Origin of the sequence: Hyalangium sp., assembly GCF_045802625.1 — a bacterium.
Classification (GTDB): domain Bacteria; phylum Myxococcota; class Myxococcia; order Myxococcales; family Myxococcaceae; genus Hyalangium.
This window is the reverse complement of sequence record NZ_JBJMQP010000252.1, coordinates 1-19,739: the sequence shown is the minus strand read 5'-3', so window position 1 is coordinate 19,739 and position 19,739 is coordinate 1. Positions and strand designations below refer to the sequence as shown.

The window sequence follows — 19,739 nt, the reverse complement described above, 5'->3', positions numbered from 1 at the left end:
GTGGTCAATGATAGTCCAGTCCCTCACTCCCCTCAGCCGAGCTCGCGTCTCAGAAGCCGCTCCAGGCACTCCAGGAGCTGCCCCACGTCGTCCCCTTTGTGGAACAGGGCATCCGCCGGGGTCCACGCTCCGGCGCCCTCCTGCCCCGACACGAGCACGACCCTCGCCGCGGGCACCCGATGGCGGATCAGCGGAACGAGCTCCCACCCGTTCCCATCTCCCAGCAGCGAGTCCAGCAGCACCGCGTCATACCGCGGCCGGCCTTCCAGATACCGGGCGGCCTGTGCGCAGGACTCGGCGATGTCCACGGCGAAGCCCGCCTCCTCCAGCAAGGCCGAGAGCGTCAGCCAGTTGGCCGGATCATCCTCCACCAGCAGCAGGCTCCGCGGTGCACCCGAGGTCTCCATGACGTGCCTTCCCTCGGCTCACGGCTCAGGTGCCGCCAGGGACTTCCGCTCCGTCCGCGATGGGGAAGGAGACCCTCACCCGTGTGCCCACCGACTCGCCCGGCTTGAGCTCCATCCACGCGCGGTTGCGCAGCGCCAGCCGCTGGACGATGCACAGCCCCACGCCCGCGTGGCCCGGCTTCGTCGTCATGAAGGGATCGAGCACCTTCGGGCGCAGATCCTCGGGGATCCCCGGCCCGGTGTCCGTCACCTCGAGGAGGATCCGGTTCTCCTCCGCTCGCAGCGTTCGCACCCCGAGCGTGCCGCCCTCCGGCATCGCCTCCAGGGCGTTGTCGATCAAGCAGCGGGCGAGCAGCACCAGGCTCTCCGGATCATCCGCGTCCACGAAGGCCCGCTCCTGCCAGGCGTGCTCCACCTGGATGGAGGAGGGGATGTGCGAGCGAGCCAGCGCCCGCTCCACCGCCTCGAACAGCCGCACCGGGCCGTGATGCTCGGCGGGCCCCGTGGGGTGGCGGGCCGACAGCAGCTGCTCGGCGGAGGACAGCTCGCGGTCGATGAGCTCGAAGAAGATCTCCACGCGCGGATCCATCTTCCACAGCTCCGCCTTCTGGGCCTGCCGCATCAGGTAATACGAGGCGTTGCGGATGCTGGCGAAGCGGTTGCGCAGATCATGCCGGAGCACGGAGGTCACCACCTCCGCGACCGCCGCGCGCTCGCGGACCTCGAAGGCTGTGTCGTTGTCGTCCACCATGTCAGTTCCTCGTCAAGGCTCGCCCGCGGGCCCGGGCAATGGTCTGTGCCAGCTCGCGGATGGAGATGGGCTTGCGCATGCAGGAGACGTCTCCCAGCGCGGCCACCTGGCGCATCATGTCAGGAACCTCGTGCCCGGAGACGGCGATGAAGGCCACGGGCTGCCCCGCCCCTCGCAGCTTCTCCACCACCTGCGGGCCTGTCATGCCCGGCATCACCAGATCCACCACGCACACGTCGATCTTCCCGGTGCGCATGCGAGCCACCGCCTCATCCCCATCGTAGACGGCCTGGGCTCGCAGGCCGCACAGGCGCAGCCCCTCCACCGTCACCTCCGCCACCTCCCGCACGTCGTCCACCACGAGCACCTCGGGCGTGCGCGCCGCGCGCCGCAGCGTGCGCAGCAGGTGCTCCACGTCGAAGGGCTTGTGCAGCACGGTGAAGACGCCCTCCGCGAGCGCATCCTCCACCAGGCTCTCCTGGGCGAACGCCGTCATCAGCACCACGGGCAGCCCAGGCTGGGCGCGCCGCAGGTGGCGGTACAGGTCCACCCCGTGCAGCCCCGGCATGCGGATGTCCGCCAGCACCACGTCCACGGGCCGCTCGCGCGACAGGCGCAGCGCCTCATCGCCGGAGCAGGCCTCCACCACCTCGTAGCCCTCCAGCTCGAGGTTCCCCGCGAGGGTGATTCGCATCGACTCTTCATCATCGACGACCAGGATGCGCGCCGTGCTCACCAGGGCTCTCCTAGGCCGCCCTCGCCACAGCGGGCGGGAGCTGGATGATGAACTCACTGCCACAGCCGGGCTCGCTCGTCACCTGGAGCGTGCCGCCGTGGCGCTGCACGCGGGTGGCGACGATGGACAGCCCCAGCCCCGTCCCCGCCTTCTTGGTGGTGAAGAGCGGCTCGAAGATGCGAGGCATCAACTCCGGGGGAATGCCGCCGCCATCATCCACCACGCGCACGCGCAGCGGCTCGGAGCCTCCGCCCTCGGCGCGCACCACCACCTCCCCGCCCCGCTCGGCGGGAATGGCCTCCACCGCGTTCTGCACCAGGTTGATCAGCACCTGCCGGAACTGCTCCCGGTCCAGCATCGGCACCGGCAGCTCCTCCGGCACGCGGTTGAGCACGTGGACGCCCTCGCGCGCCGGCACCACGTCAATGGCCTCGTCCACCAGCGGGCGCAGCGGGCACGGCTGGAGGCTCAGCGGACGCTCGCGGGCGAAGTCCAGCAGGTCCGAGATGATGCGCGCGCAGGTGTTCAGCTCGCGGTCCATCAGCTCCATGAACTGGGGCACGCGCGCATCCCCCGCCACTCCCTCCGGCCGGGCCAGGCGCTTGGCCAGGTAGGCGTGCGCGTTGCGGACGGCGGCCAGGGGGTTGCGCAGCTCGTGCCCCACTCCGGCGGCCAGCTGCCCCACCGCCGCCAGCTTCTCCACGCGGATCAGGTGCTCGTGGGTGTCCCGCAGCTCGGTCAGCGCCTTGTCCAGCTCCCGCGCCTTCTCCTGCTCGCGCTCCGAGGCCAGCTCCGCCCCCGCCCGGCGCTCGGCCATCTGCCGCATCTCCCGCACCGAGCCCCGGCACGAGAGGATCAGCACCATGTCGATGGCGCCCACCCAGAAGAGGTGCTCCAGCAGGCGCCACCCCTCCGGCGAGGCCGTGCCGTAGATGGACTGCGGCCAGAGCATGCCGCGCAAGGAGTGATCCGCCACCACCACGCCGGTGGCGGTGAGCAGCACCGGCCAGTCCCGGTAGAGGGCCAGGAAGGCCAGCGAGCCGAAGATGTGGAAGTGTGTCTCGATGCGGCCCCCCGTGAGGTGGATGAGGAGCGCGGACCACAAGAGCTGGGAGATGGCCACCCCATGCCGGGTGAGCGCGGCGCCGGGCCGCAGCCAGACCCAGGCAATCGGAAAGGCGCTGAGCACCCCTCCGAGGAACACCGCCGCCTCCAGGTGCAGGTACGCCTCGAGCTTCTTGCCCTGCCAGCAATACGGAGAGAGGAAGGCCGCGATGGCGATGGCCACCAGCCACTGTCCCGCCAGCAGCCAGGCGGAGAGCCGATCCACCCTCCGCCACACCGTCTCCTGCTGCTGGGAGAAGAGCCGGGCGGCCCGCTCTTCGAACTGCTCCGCCGCGCCCGGCACCGCCACCGGGTGGCTCATCATGGCGCTCCCTTCATCTCACATCACTCGCTTCCACGCCCCCAGCTCAGACGAGAGCGAGCTCATCACCCGCTTGAGCCGCGCCGACTCCGCCGCGCGCTGGACGATCTCCACCAAGCGCTTGGGCTCATATGGCTTGATCAGCAGATAGTAGAGCCCCTGCGCGTCGTACTTGTCACGCTTCTCCAGGTACTCGGCGTGGCCGGTGACGAGCACGCCGGACAGGTGCCGCTGGCGAGAGGTCGCCTCGCGCAGCAGCTGGATGCCGTTCTGCCCGGGCATGTTGAAGTCCGTGCACACCACATCCACCGTGTGGCGCTCCAGCTGCTTCAGCGCCAACGCCGCATTCGAGGCCGTCAACACGCGAAAATCCTCGGACAGCACAGCGGCGGCGGTGATGAGCACCGGCTGCTCGTCATCCACCACCAACACAGTAAGTCTCTCCTTCATGACGTCCCGCGCCTCGCCCCGACGATGATGTGAGTCCATGTGAGAGAAATGGCCCGCGCTTCCGCGGCCCCCTGAGACGCTGTTGAGAGAAGGTAGCGCGTGTGGGTCGTTCCTACCGTGCAGCGCGGCATGCGGGGTCGGGCAGCGGACAGAGCCCGGGCTGAAGCTTTTCATGGAGAGCGAATTGGGGGACAACAGCATCCGGAAGTGAACGCTCGTAGGCCCCTCTCGCTGATAGGTTGAGTCTCCACAGGGGGGTGGCTGGATGGATGTCGAGGTTCGCTTCGCTCGCACGGAGGAGGAGCGGGAAGCCATCTACCGGCTGCGGTACGCGACCTACGTCGAGGAGATGCACCTCTACCGGAGCCAGGCGGATCATGAACGCCGGTGGCTGAGGGACGCGGAGGACGCCACCTCCCACCTGATGTACGCCCAGGCCGATGGCCAGGTGGTGGGCGCGCTGAGGATCCACCTGGGCAGGCAAGACACCATCCCCGAGCCGCTGGCCACGCGCTTCGCCTTGGAGCGCTTCCTGCCGCTGGTGCCGAAGGAGCAGCTGTCCGTGGTGGGGCGCTTCATGGTGCGCCAGGACATGCGCGGCACCGCCGTGCCGTACCGGCTCATCCACGAGAGCATCCGCTTCCAGCTGGAGGAGGGCCTGGAGCTGGCCTTCTGTGACTGCCAGCCGCACCTGCTCAACCTGTATCTGTCGCTGGGCTTCCGGCCGCACCTGGGCACGTACGATCACCCGGAGTTCGGGGTGATGGTGCCGCTGGTGCTGGTGCTCAGGGATCGCGAGCACCTGGAGTGGGTGGGCTCGCCGCTGCGGACGCTGCTGCCCACGGAGGCGCCGGCCTCGGAGGTGCCCACGCGGGTGGCGCCGCTGCTGAAGAAGGCCCGGGGCGTGCTGAGCCAGGAGCTGAGCGATCCGGAGCAATACTGGCAGGAGGTGTACGGGCTGATGGGCGCCGCGCGGCCCTCCGTCTTCGCCGGGCTGTCCGAGCAGGAGCTGCAGGCGGTGCTGGCCAGCAGCCACCTCATCCAGTGCGCTCCCGGGGACTACCTCATCCGCCGCGGGCAGGTGGCGCGCACGGTGTTCGTGGTGCTCTCCGGCTCGCTGGAGGTGAGAGAGGGGGAGCGCGTGGTGGCGACGACCACCGAGGGCGAGGTGCTCGGAGAGGTGGCGTTCCTGCTGTCGACTCCGCGGATCAGTGACGTGTGCGCCACCGGCACCGGCGCGCGTGTGCTGTGCCTGAACGAGAAGTCCCTGCGCGGGCTGATCGACTCCAGCTCGCGCGCGGCGGCGCTGCTGCTGCTCAACCTCTCCCGGGCGCTCGCCCACAAGCTGGTGCAGCGCGCCGACAGCCCGAAGTGAGGGGCCGTCAGGACGGCTATCACCCGAGCGGCCGAGCGGCTTGGGAGGCTGTCCGAGTGCCTACCTTGTACGTCGGGAGCCCGCGGGGCTCCGAGGAGGCGGAGCATGATCCGGTTCGGGCCGGCGGGATGGACGTACAAGGACTGGGAGGGGGTGGTGTACCCGAAGCCCAAGCCCAAGGGGTTCGACCCGCTGGGGATGATGGCGTCGCTGTTCGACACCGTGGAGCTGAACACGTCCTTCTACGCGCCCATCCTCCCGCGCAACGCGCACCTGTGGCTGGAGCGCACGGCGTTCAACCCGAACTTCCGCTTCACGGCGAAGCTGTGGAAGCGCTTCACGCACGAGCGCGCCGAGCCCTGGACGGCGGAGGACGTGCGGTGGGCGCGCGTGGGGCTGGGCATCCTGCTGGAGGCGGGGCGGCTGGGCGCGGTGCTGGTGCAGTTCCCCTGGTCCTTCCGCAACGAGCCGGCGAATCGAGACCATGTGGACGCCATCGTCTCCGCGTTCGAGGGCTTCCCCCTGGTGCTGGAGGTGCGGCACGCCTCGTGGAACGAGCCCTCGTACTACGCGGAGCTGGTGGAGCGGGGGCTGGGCTTCGTGAACATCGATCAGCCGATGTTCAAGAACTCGATCGCCCCCAGCTCACGAGCCACGGCGGCGGTGGGCTACGTGCGCGTGCACGGGAGGAACTACAAGGAGTGGTTCCGCCAGAAGTCGTCGCCCATCGATCGCTATGACTACCTGTACTCGGCGAAGGAGCTGGAGCCGTGGGCCGAGCGGACGAAGGAGATCGCCGCGCACGCGCGCGTGGAGGACGTGTACGTCATCACCAACAACCACGCGCGGGGCAAGGGCGTGACGAACGCGCTGATGCTGAAGGCGATGGTGACAGGGCAGACGGTGGAGGCGCCCGCGACGCTGTTTCGCGAGTACCCCGAGGCGCTGGGCCCCTACGCCCGCCCGGTGGAGCTGACCGAGCTGGAGCAGGGCGCCGGGGTCTCTCCGCCCGCGGAGGAGCTGATGTGACGCGCCAGCGGTAACGCCCTACAATGCGCGGCACCATGAGTGATTCCGGTGATTCCAGAAAGTCCGATAGCTCGATGCTCGAGGGCGTGGTGATCGGCTCCGTGGCCGGCTTCTTCCTCAGCACGCTGCTGGTAGGAGTGGCCGGCTATGGCTACATCAAGAAGAAAGAGGCCGACGTCCGCAGGGGATGGAATCTCGTGCCGGTAGTCGTCGCGTCCCAGGACATCCCGGAGAGCACCGTTGTCACGTTCGACATGATCTCCCAGCGCTCGGTACCGGAGCAGTTCGTCACCTCCTCCGTGGTGAAGCCGGACAGCGCTTCCTACATCGTGAACCAGAAGCTCCTCGTGCCCGTGCAGGCGGGCGACCTGCTCCTCTGGTCCCAGTTCGAGACCACGAAGAAGATGAGGGGCCTGGTCGCGGCCCGCGACATCCCGGTCGGCGGGAAGCTGACGGCGGAGGATGTCACGGAGCAAGACATGGTCCTGGACACCGTCACGCCCTCGTTCGTGAAGGAGCAGGAGCAGCCGCAAGCGGTGGGCCGGACCATCACCGCGGCCTTCCGCAAGGGCGATCCCATCCTCTGGACCCACTTCTACAACGAGCCCCCGCCGGTGGTGGTCCCAGCCAAGGGCACGAAGTAGCCCTATCTGGCCTCTGTCATCAGTGCCAAGGCACCCGCTGTGGTTCTGGCCGCATCGTCCAGCTCTGGGGAGACTTCATCGCGCCGCTGGTCGTCCGGGGCGCGGATGGGCAGGCCCGGCAGGTGCCGATGACCCGGAGCCGGGACAACTTCACGAAGGAGTTCATCGAGCACGGCCCCGCCTTCCGTGTGCTGCCGGGCAACGTGGGGTGGATCCATCTGGGCCGCCTCAAGGCCGCGCAAGTGCCGGAGGTGTTCGCGCAACTGAAGGACACGCGCGCCCTCGTGTTGGACCTGCAGGCCGGACGTGACGAGGTGCTCGAAGCGGCGCTCCAGCTGCTGGAGAAGCCCTTGCCTCCGAGCACCCCCTCGCCCTCCCGCTGAGCGAGGGGCCCCAGCACCTGTCACGACAGGAGCGATGCCCCAGCGTCCTCCACCTGAGACGAAGCCTCGTAAGATCGCGGCTGGTAGGGACGGGCATCCCAGGGCAACTCCAGGGTAAAGGTCGTCCCGGTGGCCGCGTCGCTCTGGACCCGGACCTTGCCGCCGTGCGCCTCCGCGCAGGCGCGGACCAGGAAAAGGCCCAGTCCCCAGCCCTCGCTTGCTGACGCAGAGCGGGCGCGGGAGAACAACTCGAACAGATGCGCCTGCTCCTCCAGTGGGATCCCCTCGCCTTCGTTGTGAACCGAGGCCCTGGCGCCCTGTGGGGTCCCCTTGACCGTGAGGGTGATGGGCGTGTCCCGCGCTCCATACTTCACGGCGTTCACCGTCAGATTCCAGAGCGCCCGCCTGAGCTCCTCCGCGCTCCAGATTCCCCGCACCTCATGGCCCACGTCGAGCACGAACCGGCCTCCATGGAGCACTCGGAGCTCCTCAACGACTTCGCGAGCGACAGCGCCCAGCTCACACGCGCCGAGCCGGAGGGGCAACCGCCCTCCCACATGAATGCGGCTCACATCCAGGAGGTCGCGGATCATCTGGTCCATGCGCTGGATGTTCCTGTCGATCCTGCTGGCGAGCTCTCGCAGCTTCTCCGGCTCCTCGGGACGCCGGAGCAGGAGCTGGGCCGCCGCCTTCACCGACGTCAGCGGGCCTCGCAGATCATGAGCGAGCAGGGAGACGAACTGCTCGCGCAGGTCGCGCTCGATGCGCAGGTCCTCGGCCTGCTGGAGGAGATCCTTGTAGAGCTGGGCGTTGTCCAGGTGGAGCGTGAGCTGCTCCGCGAGCGATTCGAGCCGCCAGCCTTCCCTGGCCGTGAACGCCCGCTCCTCGGAGATCCCCACGTACATCACCCCCACGAGCTTGAAGCGCGGGGGGAGGCGCACGCCCAGCAGACCATGGATCCCACTGCTCCGGAGCACGTCCCCCACCTCCAGCTCGGTGGTCGCCGCGTTCGGGATGGAGGTGGGCTCCTCCCGCTCAGCCGTCTTGCCGGCGAAAGAGGCGGCCCCCAGGGAGGCCACGTACTGCTCCAGCTCGCCGTTGGCCGCTCCCACGGAAGCGATGGTGACGAGCTGGTTGGTCTTGGCATCGTAGAGCAGGAGCGCCGCGGTCTGGGCTCCCATGGCCTCCATGACGAGCGTCATGACGTCCTTCAGCCGCTCTTGGGAGGAGGTGTCGGGCGTTCGGAGGTCCCCGTCGGACATGGACCGGAGCAGGCGCAGGTAGCGCTTCTCGGTCTGCTCGTCCTCCCTCATGTGCTCCTGGAAGAGCTCCGTGACGATCACCGTGGCGCGGTGGAGCTCCGCGAACAGCCACTCGATCTCCGCGGGCTCAGGCTGCTCGGCCGGCGGCAGCGAGCTCCAGAGCCGAGAGACGCACTGACCGAGCAACGCGAACTCAGCGACGACCTCCGCGAGATGAAAGCCCTGGCGCAGGCGCCATCCGATGTGGCCCTCGATCAGCTCCCTGCGCCTGACGCTCGTGCGGTCCGGTTGCCCTGGAGCGGGTGGGATCAGCAGTGAGATATAGCCAGCCATCATGTTGGTGAGCTCGGGCTTGGTCAGCCCGTGGGCAGACGCTGCCTTCATCGCCTGCTCTCTCCAGAGATCGAGGAGCTTGTCATGATGACTTTCAATGAGGTGGGCGATGCTGGTCATCTCTCTGGCTCGGCGATGTAACAGCTCTCGGTAACGATGGCGGCGAGGCAATGGCGATGCATCGAGCGGGCCGAGCAGCCATCGTTCTCAGGACAGCTGAACGTCCAGGCGATGGGGCAGCGGAGGTATGCTCTCGAGCCCACGACAGGATCTCCCATGAGCGGCCACTTCCACACCCCCGACCTGACTCGTCGCACCTTCGCGCGGACCAACCGCCAGACAGTGGAGCAGCGCGTGGCGTTGCTCCGGGAGTTCTTCCCCCAGGGCGTCCACAGCGTGGGCGAGCTGTGCTGCGGAGACTGCAGCCGCCAGCACGCGGCCTACATCTCTCAACTCGGCGTGGAGCGCTACCGCGCGGTGGATCTCGAGCCCGCCATCGTCGAGGCCAACCAGGAGCGCGGCATCGAGTGCGTGCAGGGCGACGTCACGAGCCCGGAGGTGCTGCGCCCCTTCCTGGACTTCGAGGTCCTCTTCTACGGCCCGCCGCTGTCCGTGGAGTGCGACGCGCACCGCCTGCTCTCCTTCCGCGAGGTGGTGCCCCCGTTCGCCGACGTGGCGGCGCTCCTCTTCGGCACGCTGGGCTACGACGGCACGCTTGTATGCATCGCGCCCAACAGCACGACGCTGGGAGACGCGCGCTGGCTCTATACCCAGGTGCGCGAGGTGCGCCCGGACGTAGGCCTGCGCCTCATCCACCACAGCTTCTCCACGGTGACGGGCTCGGATGAGCCCACCGAGCCGCGCAGGAAGTACGTGGAGCTCTGGCTGTCCACGCGCCTGGATGATGCGTGGGAGGTGCGCGAGTCTCGGCCCACGGCGGAGAGCCCCAGCGCCTCCGGAGCGTGACCGCGGCTCCGGCGGCTTAGGAAGCTACGCGCGCTGTGCTCCCGTCCGGGCGATGCGGGCCGAGCCCACCCCCAGCGAGATCAACGCCACCAAGGACAGGCCCGCTCCCACCGCGCACACGCCCATCCAGCCGAAGCGAGCCCAGGCCGCGGTGCCGAGCCAGGAGCCCGCCGCGCCGCCCACGAAGTAGCTCACCATGTAGACGGTGTTGAGCCGGCTGCGCGCCTCGGGGCGCAGCGCGAACACGCGCGTCTGGTTGGAGATGTGGTTGGCCTGGGCCCCCAGGTCCAACAGGATGACGCCCAGCGCGATGCCCCACAGCCAGCGCCCGAGCAGCCCCAGCACCACGAACGAACTCAGCAGCACGCCCACGGCGAACGCGTTGACCTTGCGGTCCCCTCGCTTGTCCGCATAGCGCCCCACGAGCGGCGCCGCCGCCGCGCCCGCCACGCCCACCGCCCCAAAGAGCCCCGCCGTCTGGGCGCCGTAGTGCTCGGGCAGGCTCTGGAGGTAGAGCGCCAGCGTCGCCCAGAAGGCGCCAAACGCCCCGAAGGTGAGCGCGCCCAGCAGCGAGTGCAGCCGGAGCACGGGCTCGTCCCGCACGAGCCCCACCAGCGAGCGCAGCAGCTCGGGATAGGACATATGCGCGGCCGGTGGCTGGGACGGCAGGGCCAGCCGCAGCACCCCCATCATCAGCAGCATCAGCGCCGCGCCCATCCAGAACATCGCCCGCCAGCCCAGGTGCGTGCCAACGAAGCCCGCCGCCGTGCGCGACAAGAGGATGCCAATGAGCAGCCCGCTCATCACCGTGCCCACCACGCGCCCGCGCTCGGCCGCCGGGGCCAGGTGCGCCGCGAACGGCACCAGCAGCTGCGGGATGACCGTGGTGATGCCCACCGCGAAGCTCGCCGCCACCATCCAGGACAGGCTCGAGGCCAGCGCCGCTCCCACCATCGCCAGGCAGGACAGGAAAGACATCAGGACGATGACACGCCGCCGCTCGTGGCTGTCTCCCAGCGGGACGATGAGCAGCATCCCCGCCGCGTAGCCCACCTGCGTCATGGTGGGCACCCAGCCCAACCCGCTGCCCGTCGCGCCCAGCTCCCGTCCGATGTCTCCCAGCAACGGCTGGTTGTAATAGAGGTTGGCCGCGGCCACACCCGAGGCCGCCGCCATCAGCCAGACCAGACCGGAGCTCAGGTGTACCGGCTCCGAGTGCTGCGCTCCCATCGCCCGCTCCTTCCCGTGTTGCTCGCCCGCCCGTAGTACTACGAGCCGCGCCATTCCGCAGGTTTGGAAAGGAATGGCGGGCCAGGCTCAGCAGCAGCGCCCGCCGCCTCCCCGGTAGCGGGCCTGCATGCGCTCGTTGAAGAACTCGGGGTAGCTCATCACCGGGCGCTCCGGGTGGTGCGCGCGCATGTGCTCGACGTAGGTGTCGTAGTCGGGCACGCCGATGATCAGCCGCGCCGTCTGCACGGCCTTGCGCCACAGCCGCCCCAGTGCCTCGCGAGCGCCCTCCATGTCAGCGCTCCACCGCCGCCAGGGACACGTGGGGCGTCTCACTCGCTGTCGGGACCGCGGAGCGGCGGGCCGCGAGCGCCGCGCGGACGCCGAACGCCAGCGTCGTCACCACCACCAGCATGAACACGAGCGTGAGGGTGGCATCCACGTAGTCATTGGTAATGACCCGCTGCATCTCCTCCAGGGACTTCGCCGGGGCCATCACCTTGCCGCCCTCCATCGCCGCCGCGAAGCCGCGAGCGTGGGCCAGGAAGCTGACCCGCGTGTCGCTGCTGAACACCTTCTGCCAGCCGGCGGTCAGCGTGCAGAGCACCAGCCACGCGGTGGGCAGCGCGGGGATCCACAGGAAGCGCTCGCGCTTCATCTTCACCAGGGCCACGCAGGCCAGGGTCAGCGCGATGGCGGCCAGCATCTGGTTGGCGATGCCGAACAGCGGCCACAGCGTGTTGATGCCGCCCAGCGGATCCACTACGCCCTGGTAGAGGAAGTACCCCCAGCCCGCCACGCAGACCGCCGTCGCGACCAGGTTCGCGCTCCAGGAGTCGGTCCTCTTCAGCGGCGCGTAGACCAGGCCCGCCAGCTCTTGAATCATGAAGCGCCCCACCCGCGTGCCCGCATCCACCGTGGTGAGGATGAACAGCGCCTCGAAGAGGATGGCGTAGTGGTACCAGAAGGCCATCATCCCCTCCCCGCCGATCAGCCCGTGGAGGATCTGCGCCATGCCCACCGCCAGCGTCGGCGCGCCGCCCGCTCGCGACAGGATGGATGCCTCGCCGATGTCCCGCGCCGTCTGGGTGAGCAGCTCGGGCGTGAGCACGAAGCCCCACTGGCTGATCACCTGCGCCGCGTGCTCGGCGGTGGTGCCGATGAGGCCCGCCGGGGAGTTCATCGCGAAGTACACGCCCGGCTGCAGCACCGTGGCGGCGATCAACGCCATGATGGCCACGAAGGCCTCCATCAGCATCGCGCCATAGCCCACCATGCGCGCCTCGCTCTCGTTGGAGAGCATCTTCGGCGTGGTGCCCGAGGAGATCAGCGAGTGCCACCCGGACACCGCTCCACAGGCGATGGTGATGAACAGGAACGGGAACAGGTTGCCGGAGAACACGGGGCCGGTGCCGTCGATGAACCGCGTCAGCGCGGGCATCCGCAGCTCCGGCTGGGCCAGGAGGATGCCCAGCGCCAGCACCAGGATGGTGCCGATCTTCAGGAAGGTGGACAGGTAGTCGCGCGGCGCCAGCAGCAGCCACACCGGGAGCACCGAGGCACAGAAGCCATACGCAATCAGCATCCACGCCAGCGCCCGGCCGTCATAGGTGAACAGCGGCGCCAGCGCCGGAGCCTGGGACACCCGGCCGCCCAGCCAGATGGACAGCATCAACAGCACGAAGCCGATGATGGACACCTCGAGCACCTTGCCCGGCCGCAGGTAGCGCAGGTACACGCCCATCAGCAGGGCGATCGGAATGGTCATCGCCACCGTGAAGGTGCCCCAGGAGCTGGAGGCCAGCGCCTTGACCACCACCAGCGCCAGCACCGCGAGGATGATCATCATGATCATCAGCACGCCGACCATCGCCACCACGCCCGCGGCGGGCCCCAGCTCCATCCGCACCATGTCCCCCAGGGACTTGCCGTCCCGGCGGATGGACAGGAACAGGATGGTGAAGTCCTGCACCGCGCCCGCCAGCAGCACCCCGAAGAGGATCCACATCGTGCCCGGCAGGTACCCCATCTGCGCGGCGAGCACCGGCCCCACCAGCGGACCCGCCCCCGCGATGGCGGCGAAGTGGTGGCCGAAGAGCACCCACTTGTCCGTGGGCACGTAGTCCAGCCCGTCGTTGCGGCGCCGCGCCGGAGTGGCCCGCGTCGGATCCAACCCCAGCGCCTTCTCCGCGATGTAGCGGCTGTAGAAGCGGTAGCCGAGCATGAAGGTGGCGGCGGCGGCCACCACCAGCCAGGTGGCGTTGATCGTCTCGCCTCGGTGCAGCGCCACCGTGCCCAGGCTGAAGGCGCCCACGACGGCGACCAGTGCCCAGATGACCTTGCTCGCGAAGCGCCCCAGGGTCCCTTCCGCTTGGCTCATCGCGCGAAAGTGCCTCTTGGGGTGAGAGCCGTCAATCTTCGGGAGGCCTCTCCCTCCCGTGTGCTAGGAGGCGCGGCCACCTATGACCCGGTACGTCGCCTTGCTGCGCGGTATCAATGTCGGTGGCAACAAGAAGGTCCCCATGGCGCGGCTGCGGGAGCTGATGCAAGGGCTCGGCTACACCGGCGTCGCCACGCTCCTCCAGAGCGGCAACGCCGTCTTCACCAGCAAGGAGAAGAGCCCGGCGAAGGTCGTCAAGCAGCTCGAGGCCGCCATCGCCAAGGAGTTCGGCTTCCAGGTCTCCGTCATCCTCCGCACCCGGGACGAGCTGGCCGCGGCGATCCAGGCCAACCCCCTCCCCGGCGCCGAGGAGGCCCCCTCGCGCTTCCTCGTCACGTTCCTGTCCGACGTGCCGGAGCCCAAGCGGCTCCAGGAGATAGACCCGGCGGCGTATCTGCCGGATGAGTTCCGCGTGGTCGGGCGCGAGCTCTACGCCCGGTTCCCGAACGGCATCCGGGACTCGAAGCTGGCGGCCGTGCTCGGAGGGCCACGGCTGGGGGTGACTCCGACGGCGCGCAACTGGAACACCGTCCTCAAGCTGCTGGAGCTCGCGGACCGTTGAGCCGCTGCAGCGCCAGCCGCCGGGCTCACTGACAGGCGGCTGTCTCGAGCTTCACCCGCACCGTCTGCGTCCACGAGGGCGAGAGCAGGTCGGGTTTGCACTTCCAATACGAATCATTCTGCGCGCAGTTCAGCGCGCACGGCCCCAGCGTCATCAGTCCACACAGCGGCGCGTCGTCGCAGATGCGCTTCTCGAAGAGCAGCGGCAGTCCCAGCGGGCCACACGACTGGGGCAGCATGCTCTCCCAGCACACGTACACGTTGAACGCGGGCTGGAGCCCGAGCAGCGGCACGGTGGACGAGAACAGATCGCCAAAGACGGTCGACTCCTCCACGGGGTACTCGGGGCCGTAGGTCAGGTTCTTCGCGATTGCCGGATGGGCGCCCTCCAGCAGGATGGGCACGTGCGTCCCGTAGTAGTTCAGCCGCTGGGCCATGCACGCCGTCACGTACCGGCGGCCGTCGACGTTCAGCACGCCCCCGAGCCATGACGGGGCAAGCCCCCACCAACCCGTGTAGAGCTCGCCCGTCACCGGATCCTTCACGGATTGATCTCGCGTGAGGGCGCACTCGACGGCCGAGCGCAGCACCTCCCGGCAGTCGCTGGAGACCTGAGTGAGCGGAATGCTCGTGAGGAATCCCCCGCCCTGATCGAGCGCGGCGCCTCCCAGCGTCCGGAGCGCCTGCTGGGAGCCGTGAGCCCAGAAGCAGGCGGGGCGCGTGCCGTTCAAGCCGTTGGGTGGGGGGCGCTCCTCGGCCAGCGAGGCCCGTTCCACTGTGGCGGGGGGCGGGGCCTGCTCGAGGCCGGCCTCCTCGGTTCCACATCCCGCGAGGACCGTCACCACGGAAGCGATGACCATGAAGCGCGTGCGTGTAGGTAGCATGTACTCCCCCTGGAGTGGGCTCGGGCATCAGGCCGTGCCTCACTCAACATTACCGGGTTTTTACTCACTTTCTCGCAATTCAAATGTGCCCATGAGTCCCAGGAGATTGGGAACTAGCGCACAACCGCCTCAGCCTCGCTCGCCATGTCCGGACTCTCCCGGGCCAGCAGCGGGTTCTCTCGGAGCGCCGCCTCCCAGGCCTCCTTGGCGCGCAGCCCATCCTCCTCGCGGGCCCGCTGCGTGCGCGCCGTGCGGGCCCGTTCGAGGAGCAGGTGGCTCCGGGCGAGCAGGGCCTCCGGGTTGTGGGGGTTCCTCGCGAGCGCCTCGTCTGCCTGGGTGAGGCCGGTGCGGATGTCGTCCTCGGGGTTGCGGCCCCTCTTGGCGAGCCAGGCGGCGTGCTCGGCATGGAGCTCCGCGGCCAGCTGGTAGGGCGTGGAGTCACGGCTCGCCTGTGAGAGCAGCGGGCGCACGTATTCGAAGGCCACCTCGAAGCGCTCTTCCCGGAGCTCCTCGCGCCGCGCGGCCGCGCGGAGGGCCTCGAGCTCGATGCTCGCCGAGAGCTGGAGGAGCGCGGGGCTCGCTGCCGTGCTCAGCTCGCCCGCCTTGCGCGCCGCGGCTCGTGCCTTCTCCAGGGCTGGTGCGGGGTCTGCTCCCTCGCGCCGCTCGTGCTCGGCTTCCAGCAGGCGGCACGCGGCCAACTCCCGGAGCATCCAGGAGTCCTTGGGCGGATCTCCCGCGGCTGCGTGGATCACCTCGAGCGCGGCCTGGAGGAAGGTGCGCGGATCGCGCCCCTGGACGAACTCCCGCAGCGCCCCGAGCCGCTGCGCTCGCGCCTTCCAGAAGGCGGCGATCCAGGGGCTGGAGTTCGTCTGCTCGAGCTGGGCCACCGCGCGGAACAAGGCCTGGAGTGGCTCGAGCGCATCGTGCCCCCGGGCGAGCTCGGTCTCGAGCTGCACCGTCAACGCCTCCAGCCGGCCGCCCATGGGCAACGAGAACTTGGAGTCCAGCGCCATCGCCTTCTCGTACTGCCAGAGGGCGCTCCCCAGCAGCGACGCCACCTCGTGGCCGCTCAGGCGCTCGTGCTTGGCCTCCTCGAGGTACGCATCCCCCAGCTCGTTCACCGCCCAGGTGAAGCCCGGATCCAACGAGAGGGCGTGCTGGTATCCAGCAATGGCCTGCGCCATGGACGCGTCCCGGCCCAGCTCGTACATGAGCCGGGTGCGCAGGTAGAGGGCCTGGGCCACCGCATAGTGCGCCATGACCTCCTCAGGCAGCGCCCGCACGCCGTCCTCTGCCGCCGCGAGCGCCTCTTCCATGACGGGGATGGTCTCTTCCGAGGCGTGGCTCTGCAGGGCATGCACGCGCGCCAGCAGCACGAGCGCTCGCTGCACCAGCGCCCGGCCATCCTTCGAGCTGGAGCGCACCGCGCGATCGCACGCCGCCTTGGCGGCCTCGAACGGCGGGCCCGGCGGGAGGCCTTTCGAGGAGGCCGCCCACCCCATCTTCTCCCAGAGCTCGCACTCGGCCCGGTGCACGTCCGGATCGCTGCTGCCGATCTCCGCCGCCACCCGGTACGCCTCCGCCGCCCGGTCGAAGTAGCCCTTCATCTTCTCGTAGTCGAACGCCGCGTCGTGCCGGTACTTGCTGCCCTCCGCGTACAGCGCATCGCCCTCGAGCTTCTTCGGCTCGTACATCCACGGCGCCTTGGCGAACGCCGCCTTCGCCTTGGCGATGGCCTCCTCGTTGCGTCCCTCGTAGAGGGCGATCAGCCCCTCCGCGTACTCCGGCACTTCGATTCGGGCTCCCACCGCGGCGCGCAGGTGCACGAGCGCCGGCTCGCGGATCTCCTTGTCCAGCCGCGCCATCCGCTTCTGGCGCTCCTCCGCGTTGGTGATGCGCCGGGTGTCCTCCAGGGCGCGCCGCAAGAGCTCCCCCAGCGCCCGCCCCAGCGCGTACTCCAGGTCCGCCGACGCGTACCCCGCCGCCAGCGCCTTCTCCAGGTGCTCCCGGGCCTGCTCGGCATCCCCGAGCGCGAGCTGCCCCAGCCCGAGCGCGTAGTGCCCCGGCCCCTCCCCCGCCTTGCCCGCCGCGGCCATCCGCTGCTCGATCTCCCCGAGCCGGGCGCGCACCACGTCCCGCTCCCGCTCCACGTCGTGCGGGGGCAGCCCGTACGCCGCGCGCAGGAACAGCTCCGTCTCCTTCACGCTCTCGCCCAGCTCGCGCGCCAGCCGGGCCTGCTCCGCCACCTGCCGTTGCGCCTCCACCCAGACAGACCCCAGCCCGAGCGTTCCCAGCACCAGCGCTCCCAGGATCACCGCGAGCACCTTGTGCTTCTGCGCCTTCTTCCAGAGGACATACCCCCAGGAGGCCTGCTTCGCCTGGATGGGCTCGCCGTCCAGGAAGCGCTGCAGATCCTCCGCGAGCGCCCGCGCCGAGTCGTAGCGGCGTGCCGGCTCACGCTCCAGGCACTTCATGACGATCGTCTCGATGTCCCTGGGCACTGCCGGCTTCACCTGCCGCAGCGGCGGCGCGTCCTCGAGCGCCACCATCAACAGCAGCTTCCACGAATGATCCGAGACGAAGGGGGGCCGGCCGGCGATCACGTCGTACAGCGTGGCCCCGAGCGAATAGACATCCGCGCGGCGATCCAGCTCGTGCACGTTCCCGTTGGCCTGCTCGGGCGGCATGTACGCGGGCGTCCCGAGGACCTCTCCCGTCTGGGTCTGCCCGTGGTCCTCCACCTGGCGCGCCAGGCCGAAGTCCACCACGTACGGCTTCCACGTCCCGTCCGGGCGCTGCTCGACGAGGATGTTCCCCGGCTTGAGATCCCTGTGGATCATCCCCAGCCGGTGCGCCTCGTGTACCGCCAACGAGACCTCCGCGAGCAGCTTCACCTGCTGCTCGAGCGTCAGCCGCTCTCGCACCCGGGACAGCGGCTCGCCGTCGATGAACTGCATCACGATGTACGGCTCGCCGTCGGCCTGCCCGGCTTCGTACACGCGGCACACGTGCTCGTGCTGGATGCGCGCCTGGGCCCGCGCCTCCGAGATGAACCTGCGCCAGAGGTTGGGCTCGGCGATCTTCAACAGCTTCAGCGCGATGACGCGGCGGAGCCGGGGATCCACCGCCCGGTAGACGGTCCCCACGGCGCCCTCGCCCGCGAACTGGATGTCCGTGTACCGCTCGGCCAGCGTGGGAGGGACTCTCCTGCGCGGCGGGGACGGCTCGGAGGCCTTGCCCTGGAGCGCCTCGGCGGGCACAGGACTGCTCTGGCTGTCCTCCTGCGACATGGTGTCCCCGCCACAACAGGGCGTGAGCACCGCCACACCCCGAAAGCCAGGATACACCCGTCGAGCCTCCCCGCTGCTTCCCGCAAGGGCGGCAAGAGAGGGGTCGCACCTGCCCTCCTGCACGGGCAGCTATTCCTGGGGTGCCTCGACAGGCTCCTCCCTAGAGCCCTAGCCTGTGGATCTCTTCTTCGCTCCCCGTGAGGTATCCCTGTGAGTCCCTCGTCCCCTGCCGTGCCAGCAGGACGTCACGCCATCATCTGTGGCGGCAGCATGGCAGGACTGTTCGCCGCGGGCCTGCTGGCGCGCCACTTCGAGCGCGTCACGTTGGTGGAGCGGGACTCGCTGGAGGACTCGGGGCAGCCGCGCAAGGGCGTGCCGCAAGGCACCCAGACGCACATCCTGCTGCGGCGGGGGCTGGACTTCGCCTCCAGCCTCTTCCCCGGGCTCGCCGAGGATCTCCAGGCCGCCGGGGCCCAGGTGCTGGACATGTCCGCCGATTGCGAGTGGCACGTGGCCGGCGTCTGGCGCAAGCGCATCGCCAGCGGCGTCTCCATGTATTCGCAGACCCGCCCCCTGTTCGAGTGGCGCGTGCGCACCCGGCTGGCCGCGTTGCCCAACGTGCGCATGCTGGTGGGCCAGGAGATCTCAGGCTTCCTGCACAGCGCGGAGGGCGCTCGCATCACCGGCGTGAAGCTTCGCGCTCCCGGCGGCACCGAGGAGACGGCGCTGGAGGCGGACCTGGTGGTGGATGCCAGCGGCCGCGGGAGCCGGACGCCGCAGTGGCTGGAGGGCCTGGGCCTGCCTCGGGTGGAGGAGACGCACCTGAACGTCGATGTGGGCTACGCCTCGCGGCTCTACCGCAAGCCGGCGGGGTTCAACGCGGGGTGGAAGTCCCTCATCTTCTCGGCGGAGCTGCCGCGGCTCCGGCGCCTCGGAGGCATCTTCCCCGTCGAGGGAGACCGGTGGATCGCCACGGTGGGCGGCTGGCTGAAGGACTATCCGCCCACGGAGGAGGCGGGCTTCCTCGAGTACGCGCGCACGCTGGCCACGCCGCACCTGTACGAGGCGCTGCGCGGCGCGGAGCCGGCCGGCCCCATCCACAGCTACCGGTTCTCGCACAGCCAGTGGCGCCACTATGAGCGGCTGGCTCGCCCCCCCGAGGGGCTGGTGGTGGTGGGCGACGCGTTCTGCTCGTTCAACCCCATCTACGGCCAGGGCATGACCACGGGCGCGCTGCAGGTGGAGCTGCTGGGCGAGTGTCTGCGCCAGGGAATGGCCGGGCTGCCGCGCCGCTACTTCGAGCGCGCCGAAGGCCTGCTCAAGGGGGCCTGGGCCATGTCCACCACCGAGGATCTGCGCCTGCCGGAGCTGGCCGGAGTCCGCCCGGTGGGGAGCGGGCTGCTGACCTGGTACGGAGAGAAGTTCCAGCGGCTGACGGCGAAGGACGACGAGGCCGTGCGGACGTTCATGCAGGTGATGCACATGCTCAAGCCGCCCACCGCCATGTTCTCGCCCTGGCTGGTGCTGAAGGCGATGAGCTGGCGGCCCTCGCCCTCGGAGCTGCCCCGGGGGCCG

General features: G+C 69.5%; 18 protein-coding genes and 1 pseudogene. 8 read left to right on the top strand and 11 right to left on the bottom strand.

Features of this window, described 5'->3' with window-relative positions:
• Positions 1 to 32: 32 nt before the first annotated feature.
• The 5 genes from ACJ8AT_RS39230 to ACJ8AT_RS39210 are packed head-to-tail and all read right to left on the bottom strand — an operon-like array spanning position 33 to position 3,770.
• Complete coding sequence (locus tag ACJ8AT_RS39230; protein ID WP_407743116.1) at positions 33 to 407, bottom strand: response regulator; 375 nt, start codon at positions 405 to 407, stop codon at positions 33 to 35.
• A gap of 25 nt (positions 408 to 432) precedes the next feature.
• Entirely contained in the window at positions 433 to 1,158 is a 726-nt protein-coding gene (locus ACJ8AT_RS39225; protein WP_407743115.1) for an ATP-binding protein, read from the bottom strand.
• A 1-nt stretch (position 1,159) separates the two neighbouring features.
• On the bottom strand, positions 1,160 to 1,894 hold the full coding sequence (locus ACJ8AT_RS39220) for a response regulator (RefSeq protein ID WP_407743114.1): 735 nt from the start codon (positions 1,892 to 1,894) through the stop codon (positions 1,160 to 1,162).
• A 10-nt stretch (positions 1,895 to 1,904) separates the two neighbouring features.
• The gene (locus tag ACJ8AT_RS39215; protein WP_407743113.1) at positions 1,905 to 3,323 is read right to left on the bottom strand and encodes a sensor histidine kinase; all 1,419 of its coding nucleotides are present in this window, start codon (positions 3,321 to 3,323) and stop codon (positions 1,905 to 1,907) included.
• Between the two features lie 15 nt (positions 3,324 to 3,338).
• On the bottom strand, positions 3,339 to 3,770 hold the full coding sequence (locus ACJ8AT_RS39210; RefSeq protein ID WP_407743112.1) for a response regulator: 432 nt from the start codon (positions 3,768 to 3,770) through the stop codon (positions 3,339 to 3,341).
• Positions 3,771 to 4,035: 265 nt separating this feature from the next.
• Here ACJ8AT_RS39210 and ACJ8AT_RS39205 point away from each other — a divergent pair, with 265 nt between their 5' ends.
• From ACJ8AT_RS39205 to ACJ8AT_RS39185, 5 genes and pseudogenes are all read left to right on the top strand, one after another.
• Positions 4,036 to 5,145 carry a cyclic nucleotide-binding domain-containing protein gene (locus ACJ8AT_RS39205; RefSeq protein ID WP_407743111.1) on the top strand — a complete coding sequence of 370 codons (1,110 nt, stop codon included), beginning with the start codon at positions 4,036 to 4,038 and terminating at the stop codon, positions 5,143 to 5,145.
• A 105-nt stretch (positions 5,146 to 5,250) separates the two neighbouring features.
• Complete coding sequence (locus ACJ8AT_RS39200; protein WP_407743110.1) at positions 5,251 to 6,174, top strand: DUF72 domain-containing protein; 924 nt, start codon at positions 5,251 to 5,253, stop codon at positions 6,172 to 6,174.
• 74 nt (positions 6,175 to 6,248) lie between these two features.
• A pseudogene (locus tag ACJ8AT_RS39195) lies at positions 6,249 to 6,575 on the top strand (SAF domain-containing protein); the annotation flags it as partial.
• A gap of 3 nt (positions 6,576 to 6,578) precedes the next feature.
• Positions 6,579 to 6,818: an SAF domain-containing protein gene (locus ACJ8AT_RS39190; protein ID WP_407743127.1), complete on the top strand. Its 240-nt coding sequence runs from the start codon at positions 6,579 to 6,581 to the stop codon at positions 6,816 to 6,818.
• 128 nt (positions 6,819 to 6,946) lie between these two features.
• Entirely contained in the window at positions 6,947 to 7,201 is a 255-nt protein-coding gene (locus ACJ8AT_RS39185) for a hypothetical protein (protein ID WP_407743109.1), read from the top strand.
• Between the two features lie 20 nt (positions 7,202 to 7,221).
• Here the strand turns inward: ACJ8AT_RS39185 and ACJ8AT_RS39180 are convergent, their stop codons facing one another.
• Complete coding sequence (locus tag ACJ8AT_RS39180) at positions 7,222 to 8,916, bottom strand: ATP-binding protein (RefSeq protein WP_407743108.1); 1,695 nt, start codon at positions 8,914 to 8,916, stop codon at positions 7,222 to 7,224.
• 156 nt (positions 8,917 to 9,072) lie between these two features.
• Between ACJ8AT_RS39180 and ACJ8AT_RS39175 the strand changes: the two genes are divergently transcribed.
• Positions 9,073 to 9,762, top strand: a complete 690-nt coding sequence (locus tag ACJ8AT_RS39175; protein WP_407743107.1) for a hypothetical protein — start codon at positions 9,073 to 9,075, stop codon at positions 9,760 to 9,762.
• A 24-nt stretch (positions 9,763 to 9,786) separates the two neighbouring features.
• Here ACJ8AT_RS39175 and ACJ8AT_RS39170 read toward each other — a convergent pair whose 3' ends face one another.
• From ACJ8AT_RS39170 to ACJ8AT_RS39160, 3 genes are all read right to left on the bottom strand, one after another.
• Positions 9,787 to 10,992 (bottom strand): MFS transporter, encoded by a 1,206-nt coding sequence (locus ACJ8AT_RS39170; RefSeq protein WP_407743106.1) that lies wholly within the window; start codon positions 10,990 to 10,992, stop codon positions 9,787 to 9,789.
• A gap of 87 nt (positions 10,993 to 11,079) precedes the next feature.
• On the bottom strand, positions 11,080 to 11,283 hold the full coding sequence (locus ACJ8AT_RS39165) for a YbdD/YjiX family protein (RefSeq protein ID WP_407743105.1): 204 nt from the start codon (positions 11,281 to 11,283) through the stop codon (positions 11,080 to 11,082).
• Between the two features lies 1 nt (position 11,284).
• Positions 11,285 to 13,369 (bottom strand): carbon starvation CstA family protein, encoded by a 2,085-nt coding sequence (locus tag ACJ8AT_RS39160; protein WP_407743104.1) that lies wholly within the window; start codon positions 13,367 to 13,369, stop codon positions 11,285 to 11,287.
• 82 nt (positions 13,370 to 13,451) lie between these two features.
• On the opposite strand from ACJ8AT_RS39160, the gene ACJ8AT_RS39155 reads away from it, so the two are divergent.
• Positions 13,452 to 13,991 (top strand): DUF1697 domain-containing protein, encoded by a 540-nt coding sequence (locus ACJ8AT_RS39155; RefSeq protein WP_407743103.1) that lies wholly within the window; start codon positions 13,452 to 13,454, stop codon positions 13,989 to 13,991.
• A gap of 25 nt (positions 13,992 to 14,016) precedes the next feature.
• Here the strand turns inward: ACJ8AT_RS39155 and ACJ8AT_RS39150 are convergent, their stop codons facing one another.
• Together ACJ8AT_RS39150 and ACJ8AT_RS39145 are read right to left on the bottom strand one after the other, a co-directional pair.
• The gene (locus ACJ8AT_RS39150) at positions 14,017 to 14,874 is read right to left on the bottom strand and encodes a hypothetical protein (RefSeq protein ID WP_407743102.1); all 858 of its coding nucleotides are present in this window, start codon (positions 14,872 to 14,874) and stop codon (positions 14,017 to 14,019) included.
• Positions 14,875 to 14,987: 113 nt separating this feature from the next.
• Positions 14,988 to 18,164 carry a protein kinase domain-containing protein gene (locus tag ACJ8AT_RS39145; RefSeq protein WP_407743101.1) on the bottom strand — a complete coding sequence of 1,059 codons (3,177 nt, stop codon included), beginning with the start codon at positions 18,162 to 18,164 and terminating at the stop codon, positions 14,988 to 14,990.
• A 231-nt stretch (positions 18,165 to 18,395) separates the two neighbouring features.
• Between ACJ8AT_RS39145 and ACJ8AT_RS39140 the strand changes: the two genes are divergently transcribed.
• The coding region (locus ACJ8AT_RS39140; protein WP_407743100.1) for an FAD-dependent oxidoreductase at positions 18,396 to 19,739 on the top strand (1,344 nt) is incomplete at its 3' end.